Origin of the sequence: Microbacterium sp. STF-2 (genome assembly GCF_034650155.1) — a bacterium.
GTDB classification, from domain to species: Bacteria; Actinomycetota; Actinomycetes; order Actinomycetales; family Microbacteriaceae; genus Microbacterium; species Microbacterium maritypicum_A.
On sequence record NZ_JARKMW010000001.1, the window covers coordinates 1821357 to 1836237 of the forward strand.

Genomic DNA, 14881 nt, shown 5'->3' on the forward strand with positions numbered 1-14881 from the left:
GCCGGTCACTCGATGGCGTCGTCCGCTCGCTCGCGCCTGGTCGTGCTTCCGTGCGCCGGGATCAGACCGAAGTCGGTGAGGAGCTCGCCCATCTGGGTGTTGTCGAGCTTGTCGAGAAGCTTGCCCTTCACGAAGTTCGGCCCGGGGATGTGCACGGCCTCGCCGTCGCGCAACCGCGCGGTCGCCTTCAGCAGGTAGCGGATGTCGTAGGTGGAGTTGAACACCTCCGGCACACCGCGCTCGATGTCGAGCAGCTGATAGGTCGCCTCCATCGCGGTGCGCACCGAATACTCGGTCGTGAAGATGGTGTCGCGGGTGGTCTCGGCGAACTGACCGAGGAAGGCGAAGTTCACGCTGCCCTCCGGCACCACCTGCGGGCGGTCGCCGGCCTTGCGCGGCAGGAAGAACGACGTGACGTACGGCATCATCACCGGCACCGTCTTCGCGGCGGATGCGGCGAGCTCGGGAATGTCCGCGACGGGAACCCCGAGGTGATACAGCCACTCCTGCGCGATCTCCTCGCCCGTGCAGTCCTGCATCGGCTTCTTGATGAAGTCGCCCGGCGTCTCGACGAACAGCCCGTACACCCACACCACGATCTCGTTGGGCTTCTGCGCCTTGAAATGCGGCTGCCGGTTCACGGTCCAGCTCATCAGCCACGACGAGTCCTTCGCCGTGACGATGCCACCGGTGACGACCTTCCCCGAGAAGGGGTCGCGCTGCGCGATCTTCTCGATGTACGCGGGGATGCGCTCGTCGATCGTGGTGACCGTCGCCGACTCCCACTTCGTCTTGTCGATGTCGTTGCAGAACACCTCGGGGCGCCCGAAGTCGGGCGACTTCGCGGCGACCTTCTTCCAGAAGTCCCACGCGGGGGCGGAACCGTCGAGGAGCCGGGGCGCCGTGTTCTGATCGCCGTTGTCGGAGTTCTCCGTCAGCGACCCGATCGTCATGAGGCACAGATCGTCCGGTCCGAGGTCCACGCCACCGGGCTCGCCATCCACGATCCAGTCGATGCGCGTCGCCTGCTTGCGCCCGTCCGTGAGGTCGAAGTGCACGTCGGTGACGGTGTGATGGAAGCGGAACCGCACCCCGTGGTCGTCGAGGTACTTCCGCATCGGCAGCACGAGCGATTCGTACTGGTTGTACTTCGTGAACTTGAGCGCCGACAAGTCGGGGAGACCGCCGATGTGGTGCATGAAACGGTGGAGGTACAGCTTCATCTCCAGGGCGGAGTGCCACTCCTCGAAGGCGAACATCGTGCGCCAATAGAGCCAGAAGTTGCTCGCGAGGAACTCCTCGCCGAACACCTCATCGATGCGCTTGCCCTCCATCTGCTCCCGCGTGGCGAGGATCACATCGATGATGTCCTTCTGCGCCTTGTCGGAGAGCGTGAACAGCTTGTTGGTGTGGGCGTCCTGCCCCTGCTTCTCCGTCACCCGGCACAGGGACGAGTTCGGGTCGTCCTTGTTCAGCCAGTAGAACTCGTCGAGCACGCTGGCGCCGTCGATCTCGAGCGATGGCACCGAGCGGAACAGATCCCACAGACACTCCATGTGGTCCTCGAGCTCGCGCCCGCCGCGGATCACGAATCCCTTCTCCGGATACTTGATGCCGTCGAGCGCTCCACCGGGAAGACCCAGCTCCTCGAGGATCGTGATCCGCTCGCCGGCGATCTGGCCATCGCGGATCATGAAGATCGCCGCCGCCATCGCGGCGAGGCCGCCCCCGACCAGCCACACGGTCTTGTCGTCCGCCCCTTCGGGTTTGCGGGGCCGCGCGAAGGCCTCGTAGTTTCCGTTGCTCCGATACATGTCGATCTTCCTTCCCGCCCATCGGTCGATTCGCGTCCAGTAGACCGCAGGAGCGCGAGGAACGGAAGGCGGGCCGGGGCATCTCACCCGTAGTAGACCGGGCTGGGAGAATCGACCCATGACGGATTCCTTCGAGGCGCTGATCGAGGCCGGCGACACCGCTGACGTCACCGGGTGGGACTTCGCCTGGCTGGATGGCCGAGCGACCGAGGAGAGGCCGCCGTGGGGCTACGCCCGCCTGCTGTCCGACCGTCTCGGCACCGCTTCGGCGTCGCTCGACATCCAGACCGGGGGCGGCGAGGTGCTCGCCGAAGCGGCGTCTTTCCCGCCAGCGGCCGTGGCGACCGAGTCGTGGCCCCCGAACGTGCGTCGCGCGACGCAGCTGCTGCACCCCCGCGGCGTGGTGGTCGTCGCCGACCCCGACGAGCCTCCACTGCCCTTCGCCGACGAGGCCTTCGACCTGGTGACCAGCAGGCACCCCGCGACGATCTGGTGGTCGGAGATCGCACGGGTGCTGACGCACGACGGCACCTATTTCGCGCAGCACGTGGGGCCGGCGAGCGCGTTCGAGCTGATCGAGTTCTTCCTGGGCCCGCAGCCCGAGGCACGCCGCGGACGCCACCAGGATGATGAGGTCGCCGCCGCGGAGGCTGCCGGGCTCGAGATCGTGGACCTGCGCACCGCGCGCCTGCGCATCGAGATCCACGACGTCGCCGCCGCTGTCTATCTCCTGCGCAAGGTGATCTGGTGGGTGCCGGGATTCACCGTGGAGAACAGCCGCGACCGACTGCGCGACCTCCACGACCTGATCCAGCAGGACGGTCCGTTCATCGCGCACTCGACCCGTCACCTCATCGAAGCGCGCCGCCCCTAGCGAGCGCCACCGCCGCGGCAGGCATGCGCACTCAGTACACGGTCCCCATCGCCTCCCGCACCTCGTCGAGGGTCGCGTCGGCGATGCCACGGGCACGCTCGTTCCCCCGGCGGAGCACGGAGCGTACGAGGTCGGGATCAGCGGCGAAAGCTCGGCGGCGCTCCCGCAGGGGAGCGAGGAACTCGTTCACAGCGGTGGCGGCGAGCGACTTCAACGCGCTGCTGCCGCCGTCGCCGATGCGATCCGCCAGCTCCTCGGGAGAGACGTCCAGGCACAGAGCGGCCGTCGTCAGAAGCGCCGAGATGCCGGGGCGATGCTGCGGGTCGAAGGTGATCCGCCGATCCTGATCGGTCCGTGTGCGACGGATCGCCGCGACGGTCTCGTCCGGTGTCATCGACAGCGCGATCGCGTTGCCGTAGCTCTTCGACATCTTCCGGCCGTCGAGCCCCGGCACCTCCGGGGTCGCGGTGATCAGCGCCTCCGGAACCGGGAAGATCGCGCCGTACCGGTCGTTGAACCGCCGAGCGATCACCCGCGTCATCTCCACATGCGGCAGGTTGTCCTTCCCCACCGGCACGAGGTTGCCCTTGCAGAAGAGGATGTCGGCGGCCTGATGCACCGGGTAGGTCAGCAGCAGCCCGCTGAGCGCCCGCCCCGACGCCTCGAGCTCCGATTTGACCGTCGGGTTCCGGTGCAGCTCCGCCTCGGTGACGAGGCTGAGGAACGGCAGCAGCAGCTGGTTCAGCGCCGGAACCGACGAGTGGGTGAAGATCGTCGTCCGCTGCGGGTCGATCCCCGCGGCGAGGTAGTCGAGGACCGCACCGTACACGTTGTCGCGCACGTGCGCCGTCGTGTCGCGATCGGTGATGACCTGGTAGTCGGCGAGCACGAGGAACGTCTCGACCCCGGCATCCTGCAGCCGCACGCGCTCCCGGATGGTGCCGAAGAAATGTCCGAGGTGGAGCGCCCCAGTCGGGCGCTCCCCCGTGAGCACGCGGAACCTTTCCGGGTGCCGGGCCACGGCGTCGGCGACCTCCGTCGATCGCTGCGCGGTCGCGGTGAACGAATCCATCTGTCTCTCCCTGCGTCGGGAGCCGCACGGAGTTCTCGGGTGCTGTCACGAACTGCCGCGCAGCCCGTGATCATGCTTCAACCGGCTGCTATCGCAGCCACCACCATGCGGAGAGGTTGAAGTTCATGGAACAGATGCTATCGCGCACCGCGACCCAAGGAGTCACGACGGATGCCGACGCCGACCGCTCACGGGGTGAGCCGGTGCAGATCGCGTGGGAAGAGCGTCACCTCACGGATGTTCGACGCCTCGATGAGCCGCGACACCCAGCGCTCCAGCCCGATCGCGAAACCGCCATGCGGCGGCATCCCGTGGGCGAAGGCCGAGAGGTACGCGGAGTAGGCGTCGGGCGATTCACCCCGCGCCTCGATGGCCGCGACGTACTCGGAGTGACGGTGCAGGCGTTGCCCGCCGGTCACGAGCTCGAGGCCACGGAAGATCAGGTCGAAGCTGTTGCTCCACCGCGGGTCGTCCGGCTGGGGGTGCGTGTAGAAGGGCCGCTTGCGCATCGGATACCCCTCCACGGCGAGCACGTCGCTGCCGTACCGCTCCTTCGCCCATTCGCCGAGAGCGCGCTCGTGCGCGGGAGCCAGGTCGGGCTCGTCGTCCGGGGCGCCGACCCGCCGCAGCGCGTCCTGGAAGTGGATCACCGGGATCTCGTCGGGGATCGTCGGAAGAGCGAGACCGAGGCGCTCGACGGCCTCCGCGCTCTCGGTGCGGATGCCGTCGATCATGCCGAGCAGGACCCGATGCAGCAGCGCGAGCACATCGCGATGGTCGCGGATGAAGCCCAGCTCGGCGTCGAGCGACACGTATTCGGCGAGGTGCCTCACCGTGTCGTGCGGCTCGGCTCGGAACACAGGCCCCGTCTCGTAGACGCGCTCGAAGACGCCGACCAGCTGCTGCTTGAAGAACTGCGGACTCTGCGCGAGGTAGGCGGTGGTGCCGAAGTAGTCGACGGGGAACACGTTGGCCCCCGACTCCGTGACGGAGTCGACGAGCTTGGGCGTCTGGATCTCGGTGAATCCCTCGGCGTCGAGCGTGTGACGGAATGCGCGCATGCTCGCCGCCGCCAGCTCCCACTTGGCACGCTGGGCAGGATGCCGCCAGGTCACGGCCGCATGGTCGAGCACGGTCGGAAGCGCGGCGTCGAGTGTGGGACGCCACAGCTCGACGACCGGGGTGCGCGCGGGCTCCGAGAGCAGGGTGATGTCGGGAGCGGTCACCTCGATGCCGCCGGGGGCATGCGCGTTCGCCGTGGCCGTACCTTCGATGCGCACGACCGTCTCCTCACCCGGCAGGCCGCCCTCCGGCAGCTGTTCGGGCCGGAACACGATCTGCGCGAGTCCGGTGCGGTCGCGCAGGATAAGGAACGACACGGTGGCGAGTTCCCTGCGCCGATGCACGTGTCCCATGAGGGTGATGCGCGCGCCAGGGGGCGTGAACGGAAGCCGGGCGGCGAGAGTGCGAGCGGGGTCGGATGACGACATGATTCCTCCAGGTGGCGAAAGCCCTGGAGGTGCGGGCGGGGGCTAGATCGCGGTGCCACCACACCTTCGCCGATCGCTCATCGGCCTCTCGTCGATACGCCGGACGCGCGGGAGCCGCCTGCCCGAAGGCCGAGGGTCGTCACTCCCTCGCAGCTGCCGTCGCCATCGTAACATCGCGCTCACCCTCTCCCCCGGCACGTGCTTCGCTCACGAGCACGGCCGCGACGCCGGCAGCACACAGGACGAATCCGAGGAGCGTGATGACGGTGAGCGGCTCCCCGAGCAGCAGCGCTCCCGCGGCTGCGGTCGTCGGAGCGACCAGGAAGAGCAGCGCGTTCAATGCTGTGATGCCCACCCGGCGCAGCAGCCACCAGTACAGCCCGTAGGCGGCGAGAGTCGGGAAGGCGGCGGCGAATCCTGCGGCGAGCCAGAACGAGACGGATGCCGGGGGCGCGAGCGCTCCGAAGACCGCGGCGATGGGCACGAGTGCCACGGCCGTCACGGTCACGTGGATGGCCAGCGTGACGAGGGTGCCGGTCCGCGGCGCCGAGCGGCGCTGGAGGAACGTGCCGACGATCAGGCAGGCCATCGCCAGCGCCGGCCACACATAGCTGGACGGGTGCGCCTCCGAATCGTCGAGCTGCGACCGCACGACCAGGAGCACACCCGCCGCCCCGGCGAGGAGTCCGGCCCACTGCACTCCGCGGACGTGCAGGCCCAGCAGCGGACCGACCAGGACCGCAACGATGAGCGGCTGCACTGCGTCGATCAGCGCGGTCGTCCCTGTCGCGACGCCCGCCGCGATCGCCGCATAGACCGATGCGCAGTAGCCGAACTGCGCGAAGAGGCCGATGAGCGCCTGCCGCCCGACATCGACGCGAGTGATGCCCTCGGAGGCCCCGGTGAGCACCACGATGACGACCAGGATCACCGCGAGCGGCACGAACCGCCACACGAGCAGGGTCAGGGGCGCCACGGCCTCGACGGCGATCGCGGGAACGAGGAAGCCGGAGCTCCACGTCACGACGAACGCCGCGGAGGCCAGCACCGTCACCACGAGACGAAGTACACCGATCTGTTTACTCATCTCGATGACTATACAGGTCGGTGTAGTCAGAGCGGTATAGTGAAGACATGGCCGTCCCGGTTCCCGAACTCGCCCCGCTCACCCCCGGCGCCACCCGCGTGCTCGACGCGGCGTCACGACTCTTCTATGAACGCGGCATCCATGCGGTCGGCGTCGACACCATCGCCGACGCGGCCGGGGTCACGAAGAAGACGCTCTACGATCGGTTCGGCTCGAAGGAAGCCCTGGTCGTCTCCTACCTCCAGCACCGCGACGCACTCTGGCGCGCGCACGTCGCCCGGCACCTCGACCGCACTCCCGAGCCCGGCATCGATCGGGTCCTCGCCGTGTTCGACGCGGCGATCACCTGGTCCGACGAATACAGCCCGAAAGGGTGCAGTGCCATCAACGCCCGAGCGGAGATCGGCGACGGCCACGACGGCCACCCGGTCTTTCCCGAGGTGTCGCGGCAGAAGGCCTGGCTGCTGGAGCTGTTCTTCGAGCTGTGCCGCGAAGCGCGCCTCTCGAAACCCGCACTGATGTCGAAGGCCATGATGCTGCTCTACGAAGGTGCGATCGTCACGGTCGGGATGGAGACCTTCGCCGAGCCGTTCCAGGTGGCGCGAGAGCTGGCGCGCACCGCTCTGGAGCAGGACCGGCGCTGACCGACCCCGTCAGCCGATCGACTGCTGCGGAGCCACGGTCCGGCGACGGACGAGCGGCATCACGGCAGCGGCGACCACGACGATCGCGGCGACGAGCACCGCCGTGGTGAAGCCGCCGACGACCACCGCGGCGATCGTTCCCAGAACCGCGATCCCGAGACCGCCGCCCAGCGCGAAGCCGACCTCCTGGATCGCGCCGACCTGACCGGCGTCGTCTTCGGTGGTGACATCGAAGAGCGCGGTGGCCGCGAGCGTCGCCCCGATGCCGAAGCCGAAGCCGACCAGAGCCAGCGGCGCGGCGACGACCTCGGGATCGGTGAAGAGCCACGCCATTCCGCCGGCCTGCAGCAGCAGCGCCCCGACGGTGAGCGCTTCGGCCCGCACCCAGCGGAGCGCGATCGGGGCGATCACTCCGCCGATCGCGATGGCTGCCGCCTGCGGGAGGATCGCGAGACCGGCCTCGGCGGCGCTCCATCCTCTCGTGTCCTGCAGGTGCAGGCTCACCAGGAGCACGGATGCCGAGGAGACGCCGCTCGCGACGAGGATGCGGGTGATGGCGGGACTGAATCCCGGGATCCCGAACAGGCGCATGTCGATGAGCGGTTCGGACAGCCTCCGCTGGCGAAGGACGAAGAACACGAGACTGCCGACGGCGACCACTGCGGCGATCCCCGCCGGCACGGGGGCGACGAGCGCCTCGTGCAGGGCGAAGGCGAGCGCGCCGAGAGCCACGATCGACGTGGCGATGCTCGGAAGATCCCATGACGGCGCCCGGGAGCTGCGGGAATCGGGCACCAGCCAGAGGGCGAGCACGCCGGCGAGCACTGCCAGGGGCACACTCCCCAGCAGCAGCCAGCGCCATCCCGGCCCCTCCGCGAGGAGCCCACCCAGAACCGGTCCCAGCGCACTGCCCACTCCGAACGTCGCCGTCCACAGCCCGTACGCCAGCACCCGTTCCCTGGCGTGGTACTTCGCACCGATCGTGGCGACCACGCCGGCGACGACGAACGCCTCGGCGACGCCGAGGAGCGCCCGGACCGCGATGAGCAGCAGTCCGCTCTGCGCGAATCCGCCGACCGCGTTGAGCACCGCGAATCCGGCGAGGCCGATCAGCACGATCCGCTTCCGCCCGAAGGCGTCGCCGATCCGCGCCGCGAGGATGAGCGTCGCTGCGAGCGAGAGCGCGTAGACGTCGGCGAGCCAGAGACCCTCGGTGTCGCTGAGGGCGAGCTCGCCGCGGATGGCCGGAAGCGCCGTGGAGACGCTGCTGATGGCGAGCGCGCCGATCAGGATCCCGAGCAGCAGAGGCACCATCGCGAACCAGAGACGAAGGGTCGAACGCGCAGCGGTCACGGTGGGGGTGGAAGTCACGTATTCAGTCTGTAAAGTACGGACAGAAGCTGCAAGTACTGTGAATCCTGTCACGTACTGACACCACGGATACTATGGGCGACCGGCACGAGGAGGGTGCGATGAGGGAGAAGACCGAGCGGATCGTGCGCGACTGGTCGGAGTCATGCGACGCCGAGGTGTCGATAGCGGTCCTCGGCGGGGCCTGGAAGCCGAGCATCCTCACGCTTCTCGGCGAGCACGAGGTGCTGCGGTTCGGAGAACTCGGGCGCCTCTTGGAGAACCCCACCGCGCGCGTGCTCACCCGCCAGTTGCGCGAGCTGGAGGAGGACGGACTCATCACCCGCACGGTGTACCGGCAGGTGCCGCCGAAGGTCGAGTATCGCCTCAGCGAACTCGGCACGACCGCGACGCCGCTGCTCGTCGAACTGACACGGTGGGGCACGCAGTACGCCGAACGGCAGCGCGCCTCGGTGACAGCCGGCACGTCCGACGACCGGGATCCGGTCGTCGGCTAGCGGTCTGCTCCCTCGCTGTCGAGGAAGACCCCGACGCGCTCGCCGTCGTACACGAACTGCAGCGCCGTTCCCGAGGGGAACCGTTCGCTGAGTTCCTTCGGCGCGCTGCTGTCGAACGGGACCTCGACGGTCGCGGGGAACGTGCCGACGGCGCAGCCGGTGTAGATGGGTCCGTCATAGCTCCAGCTCGAGGAGGCGTCGAACTCCTCCGCTTTCGGAACCTGGTCGGCGCGGGCGACGGTGAAGCACTCGCTTCCGATGCCCCCGCCGCCATACCCTCCCGTGGTCTCCATCAGAGCCAGGCCATAGAAGTCGAACACGGCGGAACTCGGGCCGGCCCCCATCCACCCTGCCGGGATCTGCAGGGCCGACGTGGGTTCGAGGGTGGCGATCTGCGGCGCTCCGGAGGAGACGGCGACGGGAGCGATCTTCACGAGAGCGAAGGTGACGGCCGCCGAGATCGCGGCAGCAGCCACGATCGCGACCCACCAGAGGACCGTGGTCGTGCGCTCCGAGAACCAGGCCGCCATGCGCTCCGCCGGTTCCTCCTTCGGTGCGACCGGATCCGACGGATCGGCGGGAACATCGGCGGGGGCGTCGGCGAACACGTCGAGCGCATCCCCCTCCGGCTCCGGCGTGCCTTCTCCCGGCCATGTCTCGTGCCGAGCGGAGTCGGCCGATCGGTTTCGGGCGGCCCGCCCGAGCTGCTCGACGTCGGGAACGGGCATGACGGCATCGGTCACCGCGGGCTTCGGCTGCCGCATCGCTTCCAGCTGCTGGAGGCGCCGGAGCGCGGCCGGGTCGTTCTCGATGTCCGCCGTCGGACCATAGGCGCGGGCCCGCAGGACGCGGAGCTCGTCTTCAGCCGCAGTGCTCATCTCCGGCATCGTCTCACAGGCCGGAGGATCAGCCGCAGAACGCCGAGGCCGAGTCCTTGAGCTGCTCGATCGCCTCGACCGTCTCGGGAGCCTGCAGGTCTGTCATGCCGCCGATCTGCGTGGCACCCGAGCGGATGAGGTCTCCCAGCTGGCCGTCGACATTCGCCGCGAGCCCCTCGAGCGATGAGACGAGCTCATCGCGGGCGGCATCGGCCTGCTCCGCCGAGACCTCACCCTGGTCGAGCAGCGACTGGTACTGCCCGTAGGCGTCGTCGATCGTCGTGCAGGTCGCCTCCACGTCGATGCCCACGGCGTCGCCGGCCATCTGCGTCACCTGCGAGCACCCGGCGAGGAGCCCGGCGGCGAGTCCGGCAGCGAGAACGACGGGGAGGACCACGATTCGGCGCATGCCACGAGGGTAGCCGGTCCGCCTGACGGCCTCCTGCGCCGCGTGCGATCTCCTGCGGCGCGTGCGACCGCGGGCATGGAGCATGTGCACGGGCGCCCCCGTCTATCATCGCAAGCGCACGATGGCCGAGGAGGTGGGCGCCTGATGAAGGTCATGCTCGTGGACGATGATGCGGAGATCCGCCTCGGTTTCACGACCGCCCTGCGACGCCGGGGCCACACCGTCGATACAGCCGAGGATGTCGCCTCGGCCCGCCGGCTCGCCGAACTCATCGTCCCGGATGTCGCGATCATCGACGTCATGCTCCCGGACGGCGACGGGTTCTCGCTGTGCCGAGAGATCCGCACCCGATGGGGCTTCCCGACCGTGATGCTCACCGCGCGAGACGAGGATGCAGACGTCGTCGTCGGCCTCGACGCCGGAGCCGACGACTACATCGCCAAGCCCGTCAGCGTGGCCGTGCTCGAAGCACGCCTGCGGACGGTTCTGCGTCGCAGCTCCCGCCTCACCGTGGAGCCCCTGCGTGTCGGGTCGCTCGAACTGCACGAGGACTCCGCCGAGGCGCTGGCCGACGGCGAGCCCCTCCCGCTGAGCGCCACCGAGTTCCGGCTCCTCCATGAGCTGGCCCTGAACGACGGACACGCTCTGAGCCGCTCCCGACTGATCGATGCGGTCTGGGCGCAGTCGCCGCCCGACACCCCGCGGGTCGTGGACACCGCCATCCAGCGGCTGCGTGCCAAACTGACCGCAGCGAACGTCTCGACGCCGCAGCTGGAGACCATCCGCGGGATCGGGTACCGGCTGCGATGACCGCACGTCGTCGTCGCCCCACCCTCCGTGCGGCGATCGCGCTCGCCCTCGTGGGCAGCACGATCGCGGTGTCGGTCCTCGTCACCGGGGTCGTGGTGCTCACCGCGGGACGGATCGTCTACGAATCCCGGCAACAGGGGCTGCTCGACGAGTTCTCGACCACCGCGGACGCCCTGTTCACGTCCATCTCCACCGGGTCCCCCGAGGACACCTGGAAGTACTACGCCGAGATCCTTCCCGGCGAGACGGTCATCATCGACCTCGACAGCGGCCGGAGCGCGGGCGAGCTCCGGCCGGACCAGGTGCCGGATCCGCTCGCCATCGACGACACCCGGCGCTCCGGAGACCTGACGTCGCTGATGACCACGCTCGAAGGGCGCGATGTCTTCTTCGTCTCCGTGGTGCGGGACGATCTCCCCCAGGACCCGAGCGCCCGACTCGCCGTGGTCACGGCGTACTCGATGGAGCCGCAGCGGGAGCAGGTGCGGGAGCTCGTCATCTCCGGGGCGCTCCTGAGCGGCGGCGTGGTGGTGCTCGTCGTGCTGCTCGAACGCCTGCTCGGCGGAGCGTTGACACGCCCGCTCCGCCGTCTGGTCGACACCGCGCAGGCGGTCGGGTCCGGCGAGGGGCCACCGGCGTGGAAACCGTCGTTCGACGACGTCGACCGGGTGGCCGACGCTCTTCGTCTCTCCTCCGAACAGTTGGGGGCCACCATCGCGCAGCTGCAGCGCCGGGAAGCGGAGTCCCGACGGCTCGTCAGCGACGTCGCCCATGAGCTGCGCACGCCCCTCACGTCGATGATGGCGGTCGACGAACTCCTCGACGACGACGAGCAGACGACGGCGGAGGAGCAGGCGGTCGCCGCCGCGGTGGTACGCACCGGAACCCGCCGCCTGCACTCGCTGATCGAGCACCTGCTCGAACTCTCCCGCCTCGACGGCGGGGTCGCGCGCGTGCACCGCACGACCGTCTCTCTCCCCGATCTGCTGGACGACGTGATCGACGCGACAGGGGTCGATCACGTCGAGGTGTCGATCTCCCCCGATCTCCGCATCCACACCGACCCCGCCCGGCTGCACACCGTGGTGGCGAACCTGCTCACGAACGCCTCCAGGCACGGGCGACCACCCCTCACCGTCCGGGTGCACGAAGACGGGGACGCGGTGCACATCGACGTCGGCGACCAGGGCCCCGGCATCGCCGAGGCCGACGCGGAGCGGGTGTTCGACCGCTTCGTCACCACCGACCGTTCGCGCTCCGACGGGGTGGGAACGGGGCTCGGTCTCGCGATCGCCCGCGACAACGCACGGCTCCTCGGCGGAGACCTCGCACTCCTGGTCCGGTCTCCCGGGGCGACGTTCCGTGTGACCATGCCCCGCGTGTGACACTCGTGTGACATTCCTCCTCGACACTGGCCGTTCGCCGATGTCGAGAGGTCGTGCCCATGAGTCTTCCCCCGTCCCCTTCTCCGCGCAGACAGGCGTCTCCGAGCGGACAGCGCCGGAGACGCCTGCAGCGCTTCCTCACCCTGACCGCAATCGCCGTCCTGGTCATCGGCGGAGGAACGGTCGCGGTCGCGGCGATCCGGTTGTCGCAGAACGTCACCACGGTCGACCTGCACCCCGCACGCACGGACGAGCCACCCGTCGTCGCGGATTTCGACGGCGAGTTCGACGTGCTGCTCGTCGGTTCCGACGGTCGCGCAGGGCAGGGGGCACAGTACGGTGAGGGCGGCGACGTCGAAGGCAGCAGGAACGACGTGACGCTGCTGCTGCACGTGAACGAGTCGCACGACGCGGCCACCGTGATCTCCTTCCCGCGCGATCTGCTCGTCGACATGCCCGCATGCACCGACCCCGACTCCGGGAAGACCTGGGATGCCGGTCACCGGGTGCAGTTCAACGAGTCCCTCGCCCGCGGCGGACTGGGGTGCGTCGCCTCCACGGTCACGGCACTCACCGGGATCGATCTCGCCTACGCGGCGGAGATCAGCTTCACCGGGGTGATCGACGCTTCCGACGCGGTCGGCGGCGTGCCCATCTGCTTCGCAGGTCCGGTACACGATCGGCACTCCGGCTTGGAGATCCCCGAAGCCGGGACCTACGACCTCAGCGGAGAACAGGCTCTGGCGCTCCTGCGCTCCCGCTACGGCATCGGCGACGGGAGCGATCTCGCCCGCATCTCGACCCAGCAGGTGTTCCTCTCCTCTCTGGTGCGCACGCTCCGCGATCAGTCCACCTTGACGGATCCGGTGAAGCTCTACGGGATCGCCGATGCGGCGACCAGGAACATGACGCTGTCCACGCCGCTCGCCGACCTCGGCACCCTCGCGTCGATGGCGAAGGTCTTCAGCGACCTCCCCCTCGAGAACATCGCGTTCGTCTCCTATCCGCACCTTCCGGCGGGCGATCGTGTCGTCCCCGATGAGCAGGCCGCGGCCGCGCTGATGGAACGGGTGACCTCGGGCGAGACGGTGAACATCAGCGCCGACCACACCGGCCGCGGCAGCGAGCTGGCCACCCCGCCGGTCGCCTCGCCGTCCGAAGGACCGACGACGACGCCCGGAACCGAGGCGCAGCCCGGCACCGAGACGCAGCCCGAGAGCCTGCCGGCGAACGTCGACGGGCAGAGCGCGGCGCAGGACACCTGCGTGCGTCCGTACTCCGGGTAGCTCCGCGCACTGTCAGGGACTGCGGTCAGGAGGATCCAGCGGCACGCACCTGTTGAGGACGATCAGGGCGACGCCACCGACAGCCGAGATCACGGCGGGAATCCAGAAGAGCTGCGGCAGTCCCAGCCACAGGGAACCGAGGCTTCCCACGAAACCGCCGACGGCGGCGTTGATCGCATAGGAGCTCATGAAGACGCTGGTCGCCATCCCCACGCGAGCCGGAACCAGTCGCTGCGCCACCGTGATGCCCAGCACGCCGAATGTTGCGATCACACCCGCCATGAGCACCTGTCCCACGATGAGAGGGACGAGGTGGGGGAAGATCTGACCGGCCGAAGCGTAGGAGACGTGCGCGGCGACCGCCATCAGGGCGCCCGCGAACAGGACGCGCGCGAGACCGAATCGCGTCGCCAGCCGTGCGGCGAACGGCATCAGAAGGAGTTCGACGAGAGGTTGGAAGCCGATGATCGCGCCGCGAACTCCGGCGTCGACCGCGAGCTCGCCGTCCATGTACAGAGGCAGATAGGCGAGCTTGACCGTTTCGCCGCACATGATGAGCACGTAGATCGCCGTGAAGACGAGCAGCGGCATCATGGAGCGCGGGTGCGGTGCCGACGGCGCTGCCGAGGCCGGCGCGGCGGCACCGGGCTCGCGGATCGGCGTCGACAGCGCCCTGCGCGCCGCCGCCGTATCGGTCTTCACGCCGATCAGCGGGACCAGTGAGAGCAGCACGCAGAGCCCGGTGACGAGAAGGAGAGGACGCAGTCCGATGACCGCTCCGAGCACGGCGCCGATGACCGGGCCGACGATCCACCCGAACGCCATGGCCATCCGCATCACCGCGACGACTTCGTTGTCCGCCGGTGTGGGGCTCCGATTCAGTTCATCTCTCACCGCGGCCTGAAGCTGGGCAGCACCGGCACCGGCCGTGCTCAGCAGGAGCATGTTGATGGCGAACGGCATCCATGCCTGCATCGCGACCGCCATCAGGACCCAGCCGACGAATCCGGCGAGCGCGGACAGGCGGAAGACCAGCAGTCGCGAGCCGGCGCGGTCCGACAGCGAGCCCACGAGATACCCGGCGATCGGAGCGGTGAGGTTGGTCAGGAAGTAGAGGCCGGCCTGCGCCGTCGAGAGATGGAGTTCCCCCACGAGGAACAGGGTGATCTGCGGGATCGTGACCGAGATCCCGATTCCGGAGATGACGAGGCTGACGAACACGCCGCGCAACAGCCTCGAGCGGAGGATGTAGCGCGAGGCGGAA

Annotated in this window: 14 protein-coding genes; 6 read left to right on the plus strand and 8 right to left on the minus strand. The window is 69.0% G+C overall.

Annotated features, from left to right (window positions below; all coding sequences use genetic code 11):
- Positions 1-5: 5 nt before the first annotated feature.
- Complete coding sequence (locus MicroSTF_RS08795; RefSeq protein WP_036271713.1) at positions 6-1814, minus strand: oleate hydratase; 1809 nt, start codon at positions 1812-1814, stop codon at positions 6-8.
- 118 nt (positions 1815-1932) lie between these two features.
- Between MicroSTF_RS08795 and MicroSTF_RS08800 the strand changes: the two genes are divergently transcribed.
- The gene (locus MicroSTF_RS08800; protein WP_029259928.1) at positions 1933-2688 is read left to right on the plus strand and encodes a class I SAM-dependent methyltransferase; all 756 of its coding nucleotides are present in this window, start codon (positions 1933-1935) and stop codon (positions 2686-2688) included.
- A gap of 31 nt (positions 2689-2719) precedes the next feature.
- Here the strand turns inward: MicroSTF_RS08800 and trpS are convergent, their stop codons facing one another.
- The 3 genes from trpS to MicroSTF_RS08815 all read right to left on the minus strand — a co-directional run bounded on the left by trpS (position 2720) and on the right by MicroSTF_RS08815 (position 6337).
- Positions 2720-3760 (minus strand): tryptophan--tRNA ligase, encoded by a 1041-nt coding sequence (gene trpS / locus MicroSTF_RS08805; protein WP_029259927.1) that lies wholly within the window; start codon positions 3758-3760, stop codon positions 2720-2722.
- A gap of 188 nt (positions 3761-3948) precedes the next feature.
- Positions 3949-5250, minus strand: a complete 1302-nt coding sequence (aspS, locus tag MicroSTF_RS08810; protein WP_029259926.1) for an aspartate--tRNA(Asn) ligase — start codon at positions 5248-5250, stop codon at positions 3949-3951.
- Between the two features lie 139 nt (positions 5251-5389).
- On the minus strand, positions 5390-6337 hold the full coding sequence (locus MicroSTF_RS08815) for a DMT family transporter (protein ID WP_322955027.1): 948 nt from the start codon (positions 6335-6337) through the stop codon (positions 5390-5392).
- Positions 6338-6384: 47 nt separating this feature from the next.
- Here MicroSTF_RS08815 and MicroSTF_RS08820 point away from each other — a divergent pair, with 47 nt between their 5' ends.
- Positions 6385-6981: a TetR/AcrR family transcriptional regulator gene (locus MicroSTF_RS08820; protein ID WP_029267575.1), complete on the plus strand. Its 597-nt coding sequence runs from the start codon at positions 6385-6387 to the stop codon at positions 6979-6981.
- A 9-nt stretch (positions 6982-6990) separates the two neighbouring features.
- Here MicroSTF_RS08820 and MicroSTF_RS08825 read toward each other — a convergent pair whose 3' ends face one another.
- The gene (locus tag MicroSTF_RS08825; RefSeq protein WP_322955030.1) at positions 6991-8352 is read right to left on the minus strand and encodes an MFS transporter; all 1362 of its coding nucleotides are present in this window, start codon (positions 8350-8352) and stop codon (positions 6991-6993) included.
- Positions 8353-8453: 101 nt separating this feature from the next.
- Between MicroSTF_RS08825 and MicroSTF_RS08830 the strand changes: the two genes are divergently transcribed.
- The gene (locus MicroSTF_RS08830; RefSeq protein WP_029259922.1) at positions 8454-8849 is read left to right on the plus strand and encodes a winged helix-turn-helix transcriptional regulator; all 396 of its coding nucleotides are present in this window, start codon (positions 8454-8456) and stop codon (positions 8847-8849) included.
- Here MicroSTF_RS08830 and MicroSTF_RS08835 read toward each other — a convergent pair.
- Together MicroSTF_RS08835 and MicroSTF_RS08840 are read right to left on the minus strand one after the other, a co-directional pair.
- Entirely contained in the window at positions 8846-9727 is an 882-nt protein-coding gene (locus tag MicroSTF_RS08835) for a hypothetical protein (protein WP_322955033.1), read from the minus strand. The two genes, MicroSTF_RS08830 and MicroSTF_RS08835, sit on opposite strands and share 4 nt — an antisense overlap.
- A gap of 28 nt (positions 9728-9755) precedes the next feature.
- Complete coding sequence (locus tag MicroSTF_RS08840) at positions 9756-10136, minus strand: hypothetical protein (protein WP_029259920.1); 381 nt, start codon at positions 10134-10136, stop codon at positions 9756-9758.
- Between the two features lie 144 nt (positions 10137-10280).
- Between MicroSTF_RS08840 and MicroSTF_RS08845 the strand changes: the two genes are divergently transcribed.
- Genes MicroSTF_RS08845 through MicroSTF_RS08855 form a run of 3 tightly spaced genes read left to right on the plus strand, consistent with a single transcriptional unit; the run spans position 10281 to position 13617 of the window.
- The gene (locus tag MicroSTF_RS08845) at positions 10281-10946 is read left to right on the plus strand and encodes a response regulator transcription factor (protein WP_051671159.1); all 666 of its coding nucleotides are present in this window, start codon (positions 10281-10283) and stop codon (positions 10944-10946) included.
- On the plus strand, positions 10943-12331 hold the full coding sequence (locus tag MicroSTF_RS08850) for a HAMP domain-containing sensor histidine kinase (RefSeq protein ID WP_322955036.1): 1389 nt from the start codon (positions 10943-10945) through the stop codon (positions 12329-12331). The genes MicroSTF_RS08845 and MicroSTF_RS08850 overlap by 4 nt, the downstream gene beginning before the upstream one ends.
- 59 nt (positions 12332-12390) lie before the next feature.
- Entirely contained in the window at positions 12391-13617 is a 1227-nt protein-coding gene (locus MicroSTF_RS08855; RefSeq protein ID WP_322955038.1) for an LCP family protein, read from the plus strand.
- A 12-nt stretch (positions 13618-13629) separates the two neighbouring features.
- Here MicroSTF_RS08855 and MicroSTF_RS08860 read toward each other — a convergent pair whose 3' ends face one another.
- Complete coding sequence (locus MicroSTF_RS08860) at positions 13630-14838, minus strand: MFS transporter (RefSeq protein WP_322955040.1); 1209 nt, start codon at positions 14836-14838, stop codon at positions 13630-13632.
- Positions 14839-14881 lie beyond the last annotated feature (43 nt).

Coding starts and splice junctions, on each gene's coding strand:
- MicroSTF_RS08795 (WP_036271713.1), bottom strand. CDS start 1,814: ATGTATCGGAGCAACGGAAACTACGAGGCCTTCGCGCGGCCCCGCAAA.
- MicroSTF_RS08800 (WP_029259928.1), top strand. CDS start 1,933: ATGACGGATTCCTTCGAGGCGCTGATCGAGGCCGGCGACACCGCTGAC.
- trpS (WP_029259927.1), bottom strand. CDS start 3,760: ATGGATTCGTTCACCGCGACCGCGCAGCGATCGACGGAGGTCGCCGAC.
- aspS (WP_029259926.1), bottom strand. CDS start 5,250: ATGTCGTCATCCGACCCCGCTCGCACTCTCGCCGCCCGGCTTCCGTTC.
- MicroSTF_RS08815 (WP_322955027.1), bottom strand. CDS start 6,337: ATGAGTAAACAGATCGGTGTACTTCGTCTCGTGGTGACGGTGCTGGCC.
- MicroSTF_RS08820 (WP_029267575.1), top strand. CDS start 6,385: ATGGCCGTCCCGGTTCCCGAACTCGCCCCGCTCACCCCCGGCGCCACC.
- MicroSTF_RS08830 (WP_029259922.1), top strand. CDS start 8,454: ATGAGGGAGAAGACCGAGCGGATCGTGCGCGACTGGTCGGAGTCATGC.
- MicroSTF_RS08835 (WP_322955033.1), bottom strand. CDS start 9,727: ATGAGCACTGCGGCTGAAGACGAGCTCCGCGTCCTGCGGGCCCGCGCC.
- MicroSTF_RS08840 (WP_029259920.1), bottom strand. CDS start 10,136: ATGCGCCGAATCGTGGTCCTCCCCGTCGTTCTCGCTGCCGGACTCGCC.
- MicroSTF_RS08845 (WP_051671159.1), top strand. CDS start 10,281: ATGAAGGTCATGCTCGTGGACGATGATGCGGAGATCCGCCTCGGTTTC.
- MicroSTF_RS08850 (WP_322955036.1), top strand. CDS start 10,943: ATGACCGCACGTCGTCGTCGCCCCACCCTCCGTGCGGCGATCGCGCTC.
- MicroSTF_RS08855 (WP_322955038.1), top strand. CDS start 12,391: ATGAGTCTTCCCCCGTCCCCTTCTCCGCGCAGACAGGCGTCTCCGAGC.